Below are 15,345 nucleotides of genomic sequence, written 5' to 3' on the forward strand. Positions count from 1 at the left end.
AGCTACTTAAAACAAATACATCACTAAAAATTAGTAACTTAGTATATAATTTTTAATCACGTAGCATCATGGAAAATGTAAAAAGTTTGAATAAATGGGCAAATTCGCACACTTATTTACCAGTAGATTTAATACGTATTGTTTTGGGTGTTTTTTTGTTTATGAAAGGAATTTCGTTTGTAACCAATGCTCAATATTTACATGATTTAATTTCTCCTATTGATCAATATGGAGGCGGCATGTTTCTTTTACATTACATCGCTCCAGCCCACATGATTGGAGGAATAATGATTGTTTTTGGGCTACTCACCCGCTGGGCAATTGCCGCTCAATTACCCATATTATTTGGTGCCGTCCTTGTAAATTTTATGGGACGTATGCACTCTGAAAGTTTAATTTTGGCAATAGTTGTATTATTACTTTGTATTTTCTTCCTATTCTATGGCGGAGGAAAACATTCAGCAGATTATTACTTCAAAATGCAGCAATAACATACCGTATCCTCAACTCATAAAAGTTGAGGATAACTTTTAAGAAGTAATTAGCAATTTAAATTTCATTAATTGTGTTTTATGAATTAAATTCGCCACCATGAATTGGATTCGTAAGGCCGTCATTTTTGTTTCCCTTCTAATTATGGGATTTTTTGCTACTCAGGCAAACCAAATTGCTGTGCAAAAAATCAAAAGTCAAAAAACGGACACCAATTTCTCTAAAGATTATACAGATTCCTTAGCCTTTATACAGCCACAGTCAAATTATCAATTTGCTGCAAATATCAAAACAGACTATCCTGCTATAATCAAGTGGTTTGATACTTTGTTAGTTGCTGTACCAGATCATCAGGCAATTAAATCAGCTTCAAACTTTTCAAATCAATTTTTCACTCAGAGCAAAAAGGTTTTACTGATGCTCTACCCCTTCCATTTTTTCTGGTAGTTAAATACATGAATTTCAATCCGAAGAATTCATTCTTCTAAAAAAACAATAAACAGCTACTTATAAACTGTTTATAATTCATTTATTTACCTAATTCAAAAAGACATGGAAACAAGTGTAACCATAATTGGCATTGTGATTGCGATCATAGTAGCCATTCCAATCTATTTTTCAGCACGATCGAACGCTGCAAACAAATCAAAAATTCTAAATATTAAAAAGAAGTTCAATCCAACACATCCACAGGATTTTGATTTAACTGAATCTCAAAACAATAAAACACTTACAATAGATCAAAAACATAGAAAATTCATTCTAATGAATTTCAATCCAAATCAACAGGAATCAACCTTTTTGGATTTAAAGAGTGTTTCTTCCTGTAAATTGGTTTTGACCACCGATGGAAATTCAGATACGATACTTAAAATTGATTTTGAATTTCAGGAAAAGGAAACTTCTAAAAAAATTACAATACCATTCTATGATTTTGATGATGATCGCATCAAACAGATAAGCGCTTACCAGGATCATATTTTTGCAAAAAAATGGCTTAAAACCATTCAAGATTCTATTTCACGTTAGTTATTTAATTCAGAAAAGAGGCTCATTATGAGTCTCTTTTTATTTAAGGTCTATATGATATTTATCATTTTAATTTTTCAAATGACGAAGTAATTTTGGTATTCTAAAAATGCTTTGCTATGGAAATTTCATTTACTCAAAAATACAATGTCCCTGGACCAAGATATACCAGTTATCCAACAGTTCCTTATTGGGATGAAACCGGTTTTACAACCGAAAAGTGGACAGCATCATTTCAAAAAGCCTTTTCAGAAAGCAATTCACAAAACGGAATCAGTTTATACATTCATCTGCCATTCTGCGAAAGCATGTGTACTTTTTGCGGATGCAATAAACGAATTACAAAAAATCATGCTGTCGAAGAAACCTATATTAAAGCGCTTTTGAAAGAATGGAGTTTGTACTGCAGGCTTTTTCCCGAAAAACCAATCATAAAGGAAATTCATTTAGGCGGAGGAACTCCAACATTCTTCTCTAAAAATAATTTAGAACAGCTCATAAACGGTATTCTTTCTTTTGCCGTTAAAGCTGAAAAACATGAATTTAGTTTTGAAGGGCATCCTAATAATACGACTTACGAACAGCTTAAAAAATTATACGATCTGGGCTTTCGCAGAGTAAGTTTTGGTGTTCAGGATTATGCAGAAAAGGTTCAAAAAGCCATTCACAGGATTCAGCCTTTTCATAATGTTGCCAAAGTTACTTTTTGGGCAAAAGAAATTGGCTATACTTCAATAGGACATGATGTTATATTTGGTTTGCCTTTTCAGACAATTGAAGATGTTGTAGATACTGTCGAAAAAACCAATTCTCTAAAACCGGATCGTTTAGCATTTTACAGCTACGCGCACACGCCCTGGATCAAAGGAAATGGTCAGCGTGGATTCAACGAAGAAGACCTTCCAAAAGATGCAGAAAAAAGAAAATTATATGAAATTGGAAAACAATTACTTTCTAAAAACGGTTATCACGAAATTGGAATGGATCATTTTGCTTTGATTTCCGATAGTTTGTATATGGCAAGTCAAAATCAGGAATTGCATCGAAATTTTATGGGTTACAGTGCATCCAAAACACAATTGATGATTGGATTGGGCGTTTCTTCTATCAGTGATAGCTGGTACAGTTTTGCCCAAAACACAAAGAGTCTGGAAGATTATTATCAGATATTGGAATGGGATAAATTGCCTGTTGTAAAAGGACATATTCTAACCGATGAAGATTTAATTATCCGAAAACACATTTTGAATTTAACCTGTGAATTTGAAACTTCCTGGAGTGATGAAAACTTATATTTTGAAGAACTTTCTGCAGTTTTGTTGGATTTAAAAGAAATAGAAAACGATGAATTGATTGTAATTGAAGAAAACAAAATCAGCATCACAGAAGCCGGAAAACCCTTTGTCCGCAATATTTGTATGGCTTTTGATTTGCATTTGAAAAGAAAATCTCCGGAAACAAATTTGTTTTCGATGACTGTTTAAAAGGAACAGTATTTTATATTACTTTGAATAGATATTTCTTTCTCACAGGTAATTGAGGCGAAAGGATAATTTAGAGCGAAAAAGATTATATTTGGAAATATGAAACCAAACAAACATTTGTATATACACCTAAATTTGGGTAAATATGCGAATGTTTATTTCGCATATAAACAAGTTATACGCAATTTCAACTAACAATTGTCTACATGATAAACGAAAATATCTTACAGTTAATAGCAAATGCTAAAGAGACTAATGCCGAGTCACTAAACCTTAGCGGTCAAAATCTCACAGAAATTCCAAAAGAGATTTTTGAATTGCGGAATTTAAAAAATCTTTCATTGAAAGAAAATCAAATAATGGAAATCCCTAAAGAGATAAAAAACTTAGCTGAATTAACATTGTTATCAATTGGTCAAAATCAGCTTAAAGATTTACCTGCTGAATTTTTCGAATTGAAAAATTTAGAAAATTTATCACTTAAAAAGAATAAATTAAAAGTTATCTCAAATCGATTTGGAAGTTTTAAGAAACTGCAAACGTTGAGTTTAATTGGGAATGAAATTGAAATCATTGAGGAAGGTTTCTGCGATATGTGGCTATTAAAAAACCTATATTTGAGAAGCAATAATTTAAAACGACTTCCAGAGAAGTTTGGAAATCTAATAGGCCTTCGAAATCTAACATTGGACAACAACCCGATAGAATATCCCGATCCGATAATTATTAAATCTGGATTGATGAGAATAATGTTATTTTTTCTAGTAAATGAAAAGTCAAAAAATAATATTTCTGGATTTAGTTTTCGTGTACCTGAAGAAATGAAAACTGCTGTAAAGCAATACTTAATATACTTCCAAGAATATGTAGAAAAAACAAAAGGAAAACATATTGAATTTGAAATACGGAGTACAGAAGACGGTGTAATGATAGAGACATCAAAAGACGATGGGCTCCAAGAAATTAATACTTACTTCAACGAGTATTTAGGTTTTGTAAAAAATAATATTGATGACATTGTTCCAAATTTCGAAATTCCACTAACGGAAACCAAACGAGAAGTTTTAGCGTTGGAATTAAAGCAACAAGTTTTCCATTTTAAACAACAATTAGAACTTAAAAATTTCCAAGTCAAATTTTTAGAAAATCAAGTTTCCGAATATTACAACTTGCTAAGTTTACAAAATGCCCGCCCTATTCCAATCTACGTAAACGCAATAACAAGTTCATCGGCACAATCAGTTTCGGAGTCAAATGCATCTTTGCAAAATGAGAATATTGTAGAAATGCGATTAGAATTTCCAGACTTGCAGAAAAAACTTTTGGGATTAAAAATAGATGATGAAACACCAGAAGATTTAAAACGTGAACTTGAAGTTATCGATACTGAACTGTTAAATATCGATATGGAAGAACTCGAAAGTGTGGACAAAAAACCGTTTAAAAGAATTAAACGACTTTTTGAGCAAATGACCAACGAAGAATCGTCTTTAAATGAAGCAATAAAAAAATCGAAACACTTGAAAGAAAATCTACAAGGATTAGGCAAATCTTACAATAAATTTGCACAATGGTTAGCTCTGCCTGTAATCCCTAACATTTTTTTAGAAATATAAGAAACTGCGTATAACCGCCTTTAGCCGCAATCGCGGAGTTTTCGGTAAAATGAAGTTTTGTTTTTACGAAGAAATTATATCTTAGCAGAGAATAATCATTCCGCACCCCTCTGGTGCTCGTTTGCAACGAGTACCGACATAAATTAAAAGATAAATTGTAGCATTTGTAATGTGGTTATTAAAACAAAAGTTCATTATAAATTTGTAGGGAATTCATGCAAACAGCCGCGTTACAAACGCTTTATTTAGTTTCTATAACTAAACAGGTACTCGTTGCAAACGAGCACCAGATTGAGTTAATTTAGCTCCAAAACCGATTTATCACCAAAACGTTAGGTGCAACTTAATCCAAAAATTACGCAACAAAATGACAAAGAAGGATAAATTGCTATTAATCCATTTCGTGACAAGAACTGGGATGTATATAAATCCAATTGACATCAATAATGTTCATAGTTTTATTACAGGTTATACGATTGCACGAAAAAACAAATGCAATTTTATTAACTCATTCAAAAAGATACTATCAACAAAGTACAGAATGAAATACTTAAGTGATGGATGGATAGGTCAAATAAACCGCGTTTCTAAAAAACAATCTATATCCAATATTGTTGTTTTCAAAAAAATCACACTGGAAACTATATTTATTGATGGACTTGATAAAGAGATGGAAAAAATATTAAAATCAAGGATTTTGGACTTAATTAATAAAATTGATCGAGCAGGTCATCCTTGGTATAATGAAACATGGAAAGACAATTGGCTTTCTTTAATTCTTATTAATCAAAACCGGTTTAAACAATTGTGGAGTGATGAAGAATTTGAAATAATTAAATTAATAGATAAAGAAGTTACAAGTGGAAATATTATAAACATTTATAAAACTATAGTTCCTTCAGACGCTATATTAAACCTAAAAGAACAATTTGACAAAATAAACTGCACCTAATGGCGGTTACTGTTGCACAGCCCCTCCTCTGGTGCTCGTTTGCAACGAGCACCTACATAAATTAAAAAGATAAATTGTAGCATTTCTAATGCGGTTATTAAATAAGTTTGTAGGGAATTCATGTAAACAGCTGCGTTTCAAACGCTTTATTTAGTTTGTATAAGTAAATAGTTACTCGTTGCAAACGAGCACCAGATTGAAATTATTTCACGAATTTTCCTTACTTCGCGCCCTGCTTTTAATAACTTTTTTGAAAGACTTCAAGTAGTATAAAAGAGAAATTTAACAAAGCATCTCAAGAAACATCTTAACTATTTTTGTAATTTTGAATATTAAAATTTCAGACTATGAAACTTGAATTGAACATACAAAACAAAAAATTGGAATTAATCCAATGGCTTTCTACATTGGAGGATTCAACGATTATAGAAAAAATTATTGCTTTGAGAAATAATGAATCAAAAGATTGGTGGGATTCCATTTCTGAGAGTGAAAAAGAATCTATCGAGCAAGGTCTGAATGATGCTAATTCCGGAAAATTAAATTCTCATTCAAGCGCAAGAAAGCTATATGAAAAATGGCTATAAAATACTTTGGACAGACTTTGCTCTAAAGGAATTAGAAAAAACAATTGAATACTTAGAAGAGAACTGGACCGAGAAAGAATTACATCATCTCGCTATTAAAATTGAGGAAACATTAAGCTTCATTTCAGAAAATCCAAATTTATTCCAAATCTCTGATGTCAAAAAAGGTATTCGCAGGGTTATAATATTAAATCATAATACACTTTATTATAGATTTCAGAATAATCAAATTGAAATAATCTCATTTTTTTCTAATAAACAAAACCCTACGAAAAGAAGGTTAAAGTGACCTTAACCCAGAAACAAGTAACTGTGGAACAAATTGATATAAATTCAACATTAGCTTAATGACAATCAGGACTCCCCTGTACAAACAAACTCATATTAGATGGAGAAACATACGGAATTCCCAATCCTAAACCCCTGAGGATAAACAAAACTCCAATCACAACAGCTACATAAGGAATAGCTTTTTGAATTTTATTTCGAAAAGGCAGTTTCAGTAAAGAATGTATGTACACCACAATCGTCATTAAAGGTATAGTTCCTAATCCGAACAAGAGCATATATAAAACACCAAAACCGGCACTTTGCATCGCTATGGCTCCAAATAAAGCCACATATACCATTCCGCAAGGCAGGAAACCGTTAAGTAATCCAATCGTGAAAAGAGATTTGTAGCTTTTGTTTTTAAACTGGCTTCCTAAAGTAGATTTTAGGTTTGAAATCACTTTATAAACCGGTTTAGAGAAATTGTATTTTGAAAAGATTCTTTCCGGAATTAAAACGGCAGCAATCATCGCCACACCAATAATAATAGACATTTTCTGCTGTAATCCGGCCAGGAAAAAACCTCTTCCCAATAATCCGAAAATCAGTCCGATTGTGGCGTAGGCTGTTAATCTTCCCAAATGATAGGTGATAATCTGTGTTACTTTTTTAGCTTCATTTTGATGATCAACCGGAAGCATCATCGCAATGGGACCACACATCCCAACGCAATGCAAACTGCTGATAAGTCCTAATATGAAAGCGGAATACAACATTTATTATTTATTTTTTATCACAGATTTTGCAGATTCAAAAACTAAAAATAACTTCAATTTTTACCTGCTCACGTTTTTTAATTAACGTAAATAACCTCTTTGGTTAAGTATTTTTTGCCTTCGTACTGCCATTCCATATTGACATCCCAGCGTCCTTTTACTAATTTCTTTTGCGGAATAAGCAAAGATGAATTGGTCAGGACAATCTGAGTATTAAAATCAAACTTTTTGTTTGAAGGACGATACAGCAAAACGTTTCCTTTAAGTTTATTGCTTTCAAAAGTTCCAGGAAAAGTAATTCTGACTCCGTCTTCCACATACTTAATCGAAGGCTTGTGCTGCAAATCATGTGAATTCTGAATTCGTGCCATCTCCTCCTGAAAATGTGAATCGTGTTTGTAATATTCTTCAACAACCAAATCGTTGTCGTATTTGCTGTTGGATTGCACTTCAAAAACAAAATATAAAATAAAGGTCATAAACAATCCGAATGCTATGACAATTCCTGTTCCCCAATTGATTTTCATATTTTCACTTTTTTAATTAAAACTTCTCGGTCCTAAAAAGTTGGTTGTTGTGGTTTCTAATAATTCGTTGCCGTTGTAAACACCAATTTTAACTTTGGTTTTATCGCTTTCCAAAAGGACTTCATTGATTTCGATGAATAATGTTCCCTGTGAAATTTCTTCTTTTGCTACTTTAAAATGCTGTTCACCCACCTTGCTGATTTCACCTTTCTGATCGATTAACTCAAAATGAATATCGCTGTACTCTTTCATAGTCTTGTTTACGATTTTATACGTGTAAACATTACTGATTTTATCGCCTTTGTGCTGAAAAAGCTGTCCTGGCAAACGTAAAATAATAGCTTCGACATTGGTTCTTAAAAACAACATTCCAACAAAAACACTTAATAGAATGAATAAGACGGCCGTATACCCTTTCATTCGGGCTGTGAATTTAAAAGGGGCTTTTTTCTCTATTTCGTCTTCAGAAGCATAACGAATCAATCCTTTTGGCAAACCAACTGAATCCATAATCGAATCACATTCATCGATACAGGCGGTGCAGTTCGTACATTCTAACTGCGTTCCGTTTCGAATGTCGATTCCCATTGGGCAGACATGCACACATTGATGGCAATCGATACAATCTCCTTTTCCGGTTAAAGTCCTGTCTTCTTTTTTATTGAATTTGGCTCGCCCCTGCTCCTTTTCACCACGCACAAAATCATAAGCTACATTTATGGATTTATTGTCTAAAAGTACCCCTTGTAATCTGCCGTACGGACAGGCAATAATACAAACCTGCTCTCGAAACCAAACAAAAACAAAATAGAAAACACCGGTAAAAATCAGCAGTGCCGTAAAATTGCCCGCTTGTTCAATCGGTCCCTGCTCCATCATTAGAAACAAGGTATCGCTACCCACTAAATACGCCAGAAAAACATTTGCAATTCCGAAAGAAATCAGGAAGAAGAGCAACCATTTGGTAAGCCTTTTTCGGATTTTCTCTGCATTCCATTCCTGCTTTGCCAAACGCAATTGTGCGCCGCGGTCACCGTCAATCCAATATTCGATTCGGCGGAAAACCATTTCGAGAAAGATGGTCTGAGGACAAATCCATCCGCAAAATATCCTTCCGAAAACAACGGTGAACAGAATGACAAACACTACCCCAACGAGCATCGAAATCACAAAAAGATAAAAATCCTGCGGCCAGAAAGGGAATCCGAAAATATTGAAACGGCGCTCAAGAACATTGAACATCATGAACTGGTTTCCGTTAACTTTTATAAACGGATTTGCAATCAGAATCGCCAATAAAACATAACTGACTATTTTGCGATATTCGTAAAACTTACCAGACGGTTTTTTAGGGAAAATAAATTTTCGTTTTCCGCCCTCATCAATAGTTCCGATGGTATCTCTAAAAGCTTCGTCTGGTAAATTTGACATGGTAATTATTTTTTAACTGCTGTACTATCTGTTGTTTTATTTTGCTGCTGCATCGTTTTTTGGAGCACTTTCGTCTACCCAAACTTCACCTTCAGCTTCTTTTGCATCTTTTGGATTACTTCCCTGCAAAGACAAAATATAACTTGCTACTTTTTGAATTTCTTTTGGTTTCATACCGTTCGTTTTCCAGGAAACCATTCCTTTTCCGTCACGACCTCCATTGGTAATGGTATGAAAAACATTTTTAATTCCGCCACCCAAAATCCATTTATCATCTGTTAAGTTAGGACCAATCTGCCCTCCTGCGTCTGCCCTGTGACAGGCTGCACAATTAGTGGTAAAAATTTCTTTTCCGGCAGCCAGACTTGCTTCATCTGTAAGCAGAACTACTGTTTTTTCATCCATTAGATCAGGAGCAGTTTTAAGATATTCTTCTACTTCAATTTTAGCCTGAGCCATTTCTTTCTTCAATTCCATTTCCTGATTATCTCCACCAAAAACATCGTAATAGAAAACATAAAACACTCCAAAAACGATACAGATATAGAATAAATACACCCACCATGGCGGCAAATTATTATCTAATTCTTTGATTCCGTCATAATCATGATCCATCAACAAGTCACCTTCTTTTTCAATTGGTTCTGTCTTGGTAAGTTTGTGCATTAAGTTCTTGTACCATGTACTTTCCTGCAAACTCAGACTTTCTTCGTATGCCAGTTTTTCTTTTTCTTCGGAAGACAATAATTGGTACATTACGCGGTTTACAGCACTTAATGTAATTTCGATAGCAATCAAAATAAACAAAAAGACAAATAAAAAGACTGAAACCATTGGGTATTTAATAAAAGCTGGCCTGTCGCCTGAATCTATAAAATATTCCATCAAAGCAAATACGATAAAGAAAACCAATGGTAATCTAACATATACTGGGAAAAACTTTTTCATTTTTATTTATCTTTTAAAATTAAACTACTTCCATCAGCCAAGGGTATCTGACTCATTTCATTAATTTTATCTTTTTTATAAGAGAACACCCAAAGTCCCAGCCCTACAAAAAAGAAAAAGAAAATCAGGAGAGAAAGAATCGGGTAAATTTCTATACCCGATATGGTTTCCATATTGTGTTTTATCTGTTCAAACATAATGCTGTTATTTTGAAGTTTGTTTTACCTTAATATCAGTTCCAAGTCTTTGTATGTAAGCAATCAGGGCTACAATTTCTCTTTCGTTCATAGGAACAAATTTTTCGCCTTTTGCAGCAGCTCTTTTTCTGCTATCCTCATAACTTTTTACGTAATCAGGATCGTTTTCAAGACTTTTTTCAATAGTAAGAGCCTGATCTCTCAATGTTTTCTGCGCATTAGCAACTTCTGCTTCTGAATAAGGAACTCCTAGCGTAACCATAACTTTCATTTTCTTTTCGATTAAGGAGATATCCAATGGTTTGTTATCAAACAGCCATTTATAACCCGGCATAATTGATCCTGCAGATGTACTCTGTGGATTCCACATATGGTTAAAGTGCCAGTTATCATTATACTTACCACCTACTCTTTGTAAATCCGGTCCTGTTCGTTTTGATCCCCATAAAAATGGATGATCATAAACAAATTCACCCGCTTTTGCCTGAGGCCCGTAACGCTCCACTTCACTTCTAAATGGGCGAACCGATTGTGAGTGGCAGCCTACACAACCTTCACGTATGTATAAATCACGACCTTCAAGTTCTAGCGGTGTATATGGTTTTACACTTGAAATTGTAGGTATGTTTGATTTTACCATAATCGTTGGAACAATCTGAATAATACCTCCGATTAAAATGGCGATCGTAGCCAAAATGGTTAACTGAATCGGTTTTCTTTCTAACCATGAATGGAATTTCTCTCCACTGATTCTACCGCTTTTAATAGTCTGCAATGCAGGAGCCTGAGCCAATTCGTCTTCAATTGTATTACCTGCTTTAACGGTCATAATAATATTGTAGACCAAAGTCAGCATTCCGATTAGGTAGAAAGTTCCACCAATAGCTCTCATCCAATACAGAGGCATAATCGCTGTAACTGTTTCAAGGAAATTTCCATAAGTTAAAGTTCCATCAGGGTTAAACTGTTTCCACATAGATGCCTGCTGAAAACCAGCCACGTACATTGGAACTGTATACAATATGATTCCTAACGTTCCAATCCAGAAATGGAAATTGGCTAGTTTAGTAGAAAATAATTGGCTTTTTGTCATTCGTGGAATCAACCAGTAAATGATACCGAAAGACATGAACCCGTTCCAGGCTAAAGCTCCTACGTGTACGTGTGCTACGATCCAGTCTGTATAATGGGCTATAGCATTTACATTTTTGAAAGAAAGCATTGGCCCTTCAAAAGTTGCCATTCCGTAACCAGTAATGGCTACCACAAAGAATTTCAAAACCGGTTCTACACGAACTTTATCCCAGGCACCTCTCAATGTCAATAATCCGTTGATCATACCTCCCCAGGATGGCGCTATCAGCATAACTGAAAATGCAACTCCTAAATTCTGAGCCCAGTTTGGCAAAGCTGAATATAGTAAATGGTGCGGTCCAGCCCAGATATAAATAAAGATTAAAGACCAAAAGTGGATAATCGACAATCGATAAGAATATACAGGTCGGTTGGCCACTTTAGGAATAAAATAATACATCAATCCTAAGAATGGAGTCGTTAAGAAAAATGCCACCGCATTATGCCCGTACCACCATTGTACCAAAGCATCCTGAACACCTGCGTAAACAGAATAACTTTTTAATCCTGAAACCGGAATTTCGATATTATTGAAAATATGCAAAACTGCAACTGTAACAAATGTTGCCAGATAAAACCAAATCGCTACATATAAATGACGTTCTCTCCTTCTAAGCATTGTACCAATCATATTGATTCCCATTACCACCCAGATTAACGCAATTGCGATATCAATAGGCCATTCTAATTCAGCATATTCTTTTGAAGACGTATAACCTAATGGCAACGTAATTGCAGCAGCAACAATAATAAGCTGCCATCCCCAGAAATGCAGGTTGCTCAAAAAATCACTGAACATTCTGGCTTTCAGTAATCTTTGCAGCGAATAATACATCCCGGCAAAAAAAGCATTTCCTACAAAGGCAAAAATTACAGCATTGGTATGCAAAGGTCTTAAACGACCATAACTAAGCCACGAAATCCCGTCGGTCATATTGGGAAAAAGGTACATAACCGCCAGGGTCAGCCCCACTAACATACCTACCACCCCAAAAAGAATGGTGGCATAAATGAATTTTTTTACGATTTTGTTGTCGTAGTAAAATTGTTCCATTTCCATAAGTTGTTGATTTTTTTTTTATTTTTTATTGGTTATATGCAACTAGCATATCGTTATGGTTTTACGATGAACTCTATTTTGCTCATTTCATAATTAAACTTGTTTTTCTTCGATTGGTAAATTATTATTTTGAGAGGTAATTTTGGTTTCATCATCAAAGAGGATTCTGACCGAGGGAGTGTAATCATCATCGTATTGTCCGGATTTGACAGCTGCTATAAAGGCAATGAAAAAACAAATTGCAACAAAAATACTTACCGAGATTAGTAGATAAATAACACTCATATCTTTAAATTTATAGTAACAAAATTAGAGTGTTGATGCCTATTAAAATATGATAATTATCATGCTCAAAAAATTTAAAAGAGTTTCAAAATAAAAATAAAACACTCACTATCAGTACTTTATTTTTTATTCGCATAAAAATTGCTCATCAGCGTTACAAAACTCACAATTGTAATGGTACTCAATGGCATAATGATCGCAGCCACTAACGGAAGCAAGTTTCCTGTAACGGCAAATGAAAGCCCTGCGATGTTATAAAGGAGCGATAAAACAAAACTCATTTTTATGATCCTGATTGATTTGTGAGATAACTTTAAAAAGTAATCCAATCGTGAAAATTCACTGGCATCCAGAATAGCATCACAAGCCGGAGAAAATACATTTACATTTTCAGATATTGAGATTCCAACGTTGCTTTGGGCTAAAGCGCCTGCGTCATTCAGGCCGTCTCCAACCATCATTACATTTTGCCCTTTTTCCTGCAGTTTTTTAATAAATTCCAGCTTCTGTTCCGGTTTTTGATTGAAGATCAATTCGGTGTCTTTTGGCAGAATAGCTTCCAGGTTAGCTCTTTCTCCATCATTATCACCGGAAAGAACTTTTATTTGATAACTTTTGCTTAAGGTTGAAAATAACGTTTCAAGACCATCTCTATACTGATTCTGAAAATTAAACCCTCCATAATATATCCCATCAATCCTAATATGAAGAGCTGTTTTTTCTATTTCATTAGTATCATTAGTACTTTCAACAAAAGATGCCGAGCCAATTTTGATGGTTTTATTTTCAAAAGAAGCCAAAATCCCTTTTCCTGTAATTTCCTCAAATTCATCAATTTTAATTCTTTTTACTTCCGGCAGAAAATCATATAACATCCTGCTCAAAGGGTGATTGGAGGCCCGAAGCACATTTTTAATCAGTATGTAATTTTCATCAGAAAGTGTATTCCCTTCATACACTATATTTGATTTTTTATTGGTTGTAATGGTTCCTGTCTTATCAAAAACAATGGTGTCTACTTTTGCGAGCTGTTCAATTACCAAAGCATTTTTAAGATACATTTTTTGTTTACCCATTATTCTGAGAATATTACCGAAAGTAAACGGTGCCGTCAATGCCAGTGCACAAGGGCAGGCTACAATTAAAACCGCTGTAAAGACATTAAAAGCTGTATTCGCATCAATGAATATCCAATAACCAAAACCGGCAAATGCAATAAGCAGTAAGATTGGAGTGAAATACCGGCTTATTGCATCTGTTATCGTTTTATGCTTTTGATCAACTTTTTTCTGAAAAATTTCATTACTCCATAACTGCGTTAAATAACTTTGTGAAACCGAATGCAACACTTCCATTTCGATTACTTTTCCAATTTGTTTTCCTCCGGCAAATACTTTGTCTCCTGATTTTTTAGTAATCGGAATTGCTTCTCCGGTAACGAAACTATAATCAATTTCAGCTTTTTCGCTAATCAGAATTCCGTCTACAGGAATTAATTCCTGATTTCGAATTAACAATCTGTCTCCTTTTAAAACATCATAAATCGGCACACTTTCCTCTGATGTATTAGAATTGATTCTGGTAACTGCAATTGGGAAATAGGATTTAAAATCTCTTTCGAAACTCAGAAAACTATAGGTTTTTGTCTGAAACATTTTTCCGAGCAGCATAAAGAAAACCAAACTCGCCAAACTGTCAAAAAAACCAGGACCATGATCCATTAGCATATCATAAGAACTACGAATAAACATCACGATAATTCCCAAAGCGATTGGAATATCAATATTTAGCATTCTCGTTTTAATACTATGATAAGCTGAAACATAATAACCACTCGCTGAATAGAGAAAACTTGGCAATGCCAAAACAAAAATCAAAAGTCTGAAAAACGGTTTGTAATTATCAAGCCAGAACTCTCTGATCTCAAAATATTCGGGAAATGACAATAGCATTATATTTCCAAAACAAAAAAAAGCAACACCTAATTTATAGGTTAAACTTCTGTCTACTTTCGTATTTCCGGTTTCATAGTTTTCTAAACTAATATAAGGTTCGTAACCAATTGAACTCAGCAGATAAACAATTGCTTTAAGGGAAACTGTTTCTGAATTGAATGTAATGCGGACTTTTTTCTCCGGAAAATTAACCTGAGAAGCACTTATGCCGGGCTGTAGTTTATTAAGATTTTCAAGAAGCCAAATACATGAACTACAATGAATATGCGGGATATTTAAAGAAACAATAGAAGTATTTCCTTCCTGAAATTCTAAAACTTTTGAGATGATAGCTTCATTGTCCAAAAAGTCATATTTTCCCTGAATGTCCTGCGGGGTAGCACCCGGAGATTTTTCAAAATCATAATAGCAGGTTAGATCATTAAGACTAAAAATTTCGTAAACTGTTTTACAGCCACTACAGCAAAAATTTTTTTCATCAAAATTGATTACTTCATTTTTAGCAATTGTAAGTCCACAATGAAAACAACTCTGCCCGCTCATAACTTATTTATTTTATACAACAAATATTCAAAATAAGAAGCGGCTATAACTATGACATT

The 15,345-nt window shown here is 34.0% G+C and carries 16 protein-coding genes; 8 read left to right on the forward strand and 8 right to left on the reverse strand.

Annotated features, from left to right (window positions below; translation table 11 throughout):
• Window positions 1-68: 68 nt before the first annotated feature.
• From FLACHUCJ7_RS24055 to FLACHUCJ7_RS24090, 8 genes are all read left to right on the forward strand, one after another.
• Entirely contained in the window at window positions 69-491 is a 423-nt protein-coding gene (locus FLACHUCJ7_RS24055) for a DoxX family protein (protein ID WP_078229573.1), read from the forward strand.
• A 100-nt stretch (window positions 492-591) separates the two neighbouring features.
• On the forward strand, window positions 592-939 hold the full coding sequence (locus FLACHUCJ7_RS24060) for a hypothetical protein (protein ID WP_078229574.1): 348 nt from the start codon (window positions 592-594) through the stop codon (window positions 937-939).
• A gap of 105 nt (window positions 940-1,044) precedes the next feature.
• On the forward strand, window positions 1,045-1,521 hold the full coding sequence (locus FLACHUCJ7_RS24065; RefSeq protein WP_180910828.1) for a hypothetical protein: 477 nt from the start codon (window positions 1,045-1,047) through the stop codon (window positions 1,519-1,521).
• 119 nt (window positions 1,522-1,640) lie between these two features.
• Window positions 1,641-3,005 carry an oxygen-independent coproporphyrinogen III oxidase gene (hemN, locus tag FLACHUCJ7_RS24070; RefSeq protein ID WP_180910829.1) on the forward strand — a complete coding sequence of 455 codons (1,365 nt, stop codon included), beginning with the start codon at window positions 1,641-1,643 and terminating at the stop codon, window positions 3,003-3,005.
• Between the two features lie 206 nt (window positions 3,006-3,211).
• Window positions 3,212-4,621, forward strand: coding sequence for a leucine-rich repeat domain-containing protein (locus tag FLACHUCJ7_RS24075; RefSeq protein ID WP_180910830.1), 1,410 nt, complete (start codon window positions 3,212-3,214; stop codon window positions 4,619-4,621).
• A 541-nt stretch (window positions 4,622-5,162) separates the two neighbouring features.
• Entirely contained in the window at window positions 5,163-5,573 is a 411-nt protein-coding gene (locus FLACHUCJ7_RS24080) for a hypothetical protein (RefSeq protein ID WP_180910831.1), read from the forward strand.
• 347 nt (window positions 5,574-5,920) lie between these two features.
• Complete coding sequence (locus FLACHUCJ7_RS24085; protein WP_078229579.1) at window positions 5,921-6,160, forward strand: hypothetical protein; 240 nt, start codon at window positions 5,921-5,923, stop codon at window positions 6,158-6,160.
• Window positions 6,144-6,449, forward strand: coding sequence for a type II toxin-antitoxin system RelE/ParE family toxin (locus FLACHUCJ7_RS24090; RefSeq protein WP_180910832.1), 306 nt, complete (start codon window positions 6,144-6,146; stop codon window positions 6,447-6,449). The genes FLACHUCJ7_RS24085 and FLACHUCJ7_RS24090 overlap by 17 nt, the downstream gene beginning before the upstream one ends.
• A gap of 55 nt (window positions 6,450-6,504) precedes the next feature.
• On the opposite strand, the gene FLACHUCJ7_RS24095 is transcribed toward FLACHUCJ7_RS24090, so the two are convergent.
• The 8 genes from FLACHUCJ7_RS24095 to FLACHUCJ7_RS24130 form a co-directional block, all read right to left on the reverse strand.
• Window positions 6,505-7,206 (reverse strand): sulfite exporter TauE/SafE family protein, encoded by a 702-nt coding sequence (locus FLACHUCJ7_RS24095; protein ID WP_180910833.1) that lies wholly within the window; start codon window positions 7,204-7,206, stop codon window positions 6,505-6,507.
• Between the two features lie 77 nt (window positions 7,207-7,283).
• Window positions 7,284-7,733 (reverse strand): FixH family protein, encoded by a 450-nt coding sequence (locus tag FLACHUCJ7_RS24100; RefSeq protein ID WP_180910834.1) that lies wholly within the window; start codon window positions 7,731-7,733, stop codon window positions 7,284-7,286.
• A gap of 12 nt (window positions 7,734-7,745) precedes the next feature.
• Window positions 7,746-9,164, reverse strand: coding sequence for a cytochrome c oxidase accessory protein CcoG (ccoG, locus tag FLACHUCJ7_RS24105; RefSeq protein ID WP_180910835.1), 1,419 nt, complete (start codon window positions 9,162-9,164; stop codon window positions 7,746-7,748).
• Between the two features lie 36 nt (window positions 9,165-9,200).
• A complete protein-coding gene (locus FLACHUCJ7_RS24110; RefSeq protein WP_180910836.1) occupies window positions 9,201-10,112 on the reverse strand; it encodes a cbb3-type cytochrome c oxidase N-terminal domain-containing protein in 912 nt (303 codons plus the stop codon).
• Between the two features lie 2 nt (window positions 10,113-10,114).
• Window positions 10,115-10,309: a cytochrome c oxidase subunit IV gene (locus FLACHUCJ7_RS24115; protein ID WP_031454814.1), complete on the reverse strand. Its 195-nt coding sequence runs from the start codon at window positions 10,307-10,309 to the stop codon at window positions 10,115-10,117.
• A gap of 7 nt (window positions 10,310-10,316) precedes the next feature.
• Window positions 10,317-12,503, reverse strand: coding sequence for a cytochrome-c oxidase, cbb3-type subunit I (gene ccoN, locus FLACHUCJ7_RS24120; protein ID WP_180910837.1), 2,187 nt, complete (start codon window positions 12,501-12,503; stop codon window positions 10,317-10,319).
• A gap of 93 nt (window positions 12,504-12,596) precedes the next feature.
• Window positions 12,597-12,788: a cbb3-type cytochrome oxidase assembly protein CcoS gene (ccoS, locus tag FLACHUCJ7_RS24125; protein ID WP_031454816.1), complete on the reverse strand. Its 192-nt coding sequence runs from the start codon at window positions 12,786-12,788 to the stop codon at window positions 12,597-12,599.
• 119 nt (window positions 12,789-12,907) lie between these two features.
• On the reverse strand, window positions 12,908-15,286 hold the full coding sequence (locus tag FLACHUCJ7_RS24130; protein ID WP_180910838.1) for a heavy metal translocating P-type ATPase: 2,379 nt from the start codon (window positions 15,284-15,286) through the stop codon (window positions 12,908-12,910).
• Window positions 15,287-15,345 lie beyond the last annotated feature (59 nt).

The sequence above is a fragment of the Flavobacterium salmonis genome, assembly GCF_903819435.1.
Classification (GTDB): Bacteria; Bacteroidota; Bacteroidia; order Flavobacteriales; family Flavobacteriaceae; genus Flavobacterium; species Flavobacterium chungangense.

Excerpts from the sequence above, each read along its gene's own strand:
- FLACHUCJ7_RS24055 (WP_078229573.1), top strand. The coding sequence starts at position 69 with ATGGAAAATGTAAAAAGTTTGAATAAATGGGCAAATTCGCACACTTAT.
- FLACHUCJ7_RS24060 (WP_078229574.1), top strand. The coding sequence starts at position 592 with ATGAATTGGATTCGTAAGGCCGTCATTTTTGTTTCCCTTCTAATTATG.
- FLACHUCJ7_RS24065 (WP_180910828.1), top strand. The coding sequence starts at position 1,045 with ATGGAAACAAGTGTAACCATAATTGGCATTGTGATTGCGATCATAGTA.
- hemN (WP_180910829.1), top strand. The coding sequence starts at position 1,641 with ATGGAAATTTCATTTACTCAAAAATACAATGTCCCTGGACCAAGATAT.
- FLACHUCJ7_RS24075 (WP_180910830.1), top strand. The coding sequence starts at position 3,212 with ATGATAAACGAAAATATCTTACAGTTAATAGCAAATGCTAAAGAGACT.
- FLACHUCJ7_RS24080 (WP_180910831.1), top strand. The coding sequence starts at position 5,163 with ATGAAATACTTAAGTGATGGATGGATAGGTCAAATAAACCGCGTTTCT.
- FLACHUCJ7_RS24085 (WP_078229579.1), top strand. The coding sequence starts at position 5,921 with ATGAAACTTGAATTGAACATACAAAACAAAAAATTGGAATTAATCCAA.
- FLACHUCJ7_RS24090 (WP_180910832.1), top strand. The coding sequence starts at position 6,144 with ATGAAAAATGGCTATAAAATACTTTGGACAGACTTTGCTCTAAAGGAA.
- FLACHUCJ7_RS24095 (WP_180910833.1), bottom strand. The coding sequence starts at position 7,206 with ATGTTGTATTCCGCTTTCATATTAGGACTTATCAGCAGTTTGCATTGC.
- FLACHUCJ7_RS24100 (WP_180910834.1), bottom strand. The coding sequence starts at position 7,733 with ATGAAAATCAATTGGGGAACAGGAATTGTCATAGCATTCGGATTGTTT.
- ccoG (WP_180910835.1), bottom strand. The coding sequence starts at position 9,164 with ATGTCAAATTTACCAGACGAAGCTTTTAGAGATACCATCGGAACTATT.
- FLACHUCJ7_RS24110 (WP_180910836.1), bottom strand. The coding sequence starts at position 10,112 with ATGAAAAAGTTTTTCCCAGTATATGTTAGATTACCATTGGTTTTCTTT.
- FLACHUCJ7_RS24115 (WP_031454814.1), bottom strand. The coding sequence starts at position 10,309 with ATGTTTGAACAGATAAAACACAATATGGAAACCATATCGGGTATAGAA.
- ccoN (WP_180910837.1), bottom strand. The coding sequence starts at position 12,503 with ATGGAAATGGAACAATTTTACTACGACAACAAAATCGTAAAAAAATTC.
- ccoS (WP_031454816.1), bottom strand. The coding sequence starts at position 12,788 with ATGAGTGTTATTTATCTACTAATCTCGGTAAGTATTTTTGTTGCAATT.
- FLACHUCJ7_RS24130 (WP_180910838.1), bottom strand. The coding sequence starts at position 15,286 with ATGAGCGGGCAGAGTTGTTTTCATTGTGGACTTACAATTGCTAAAAAT.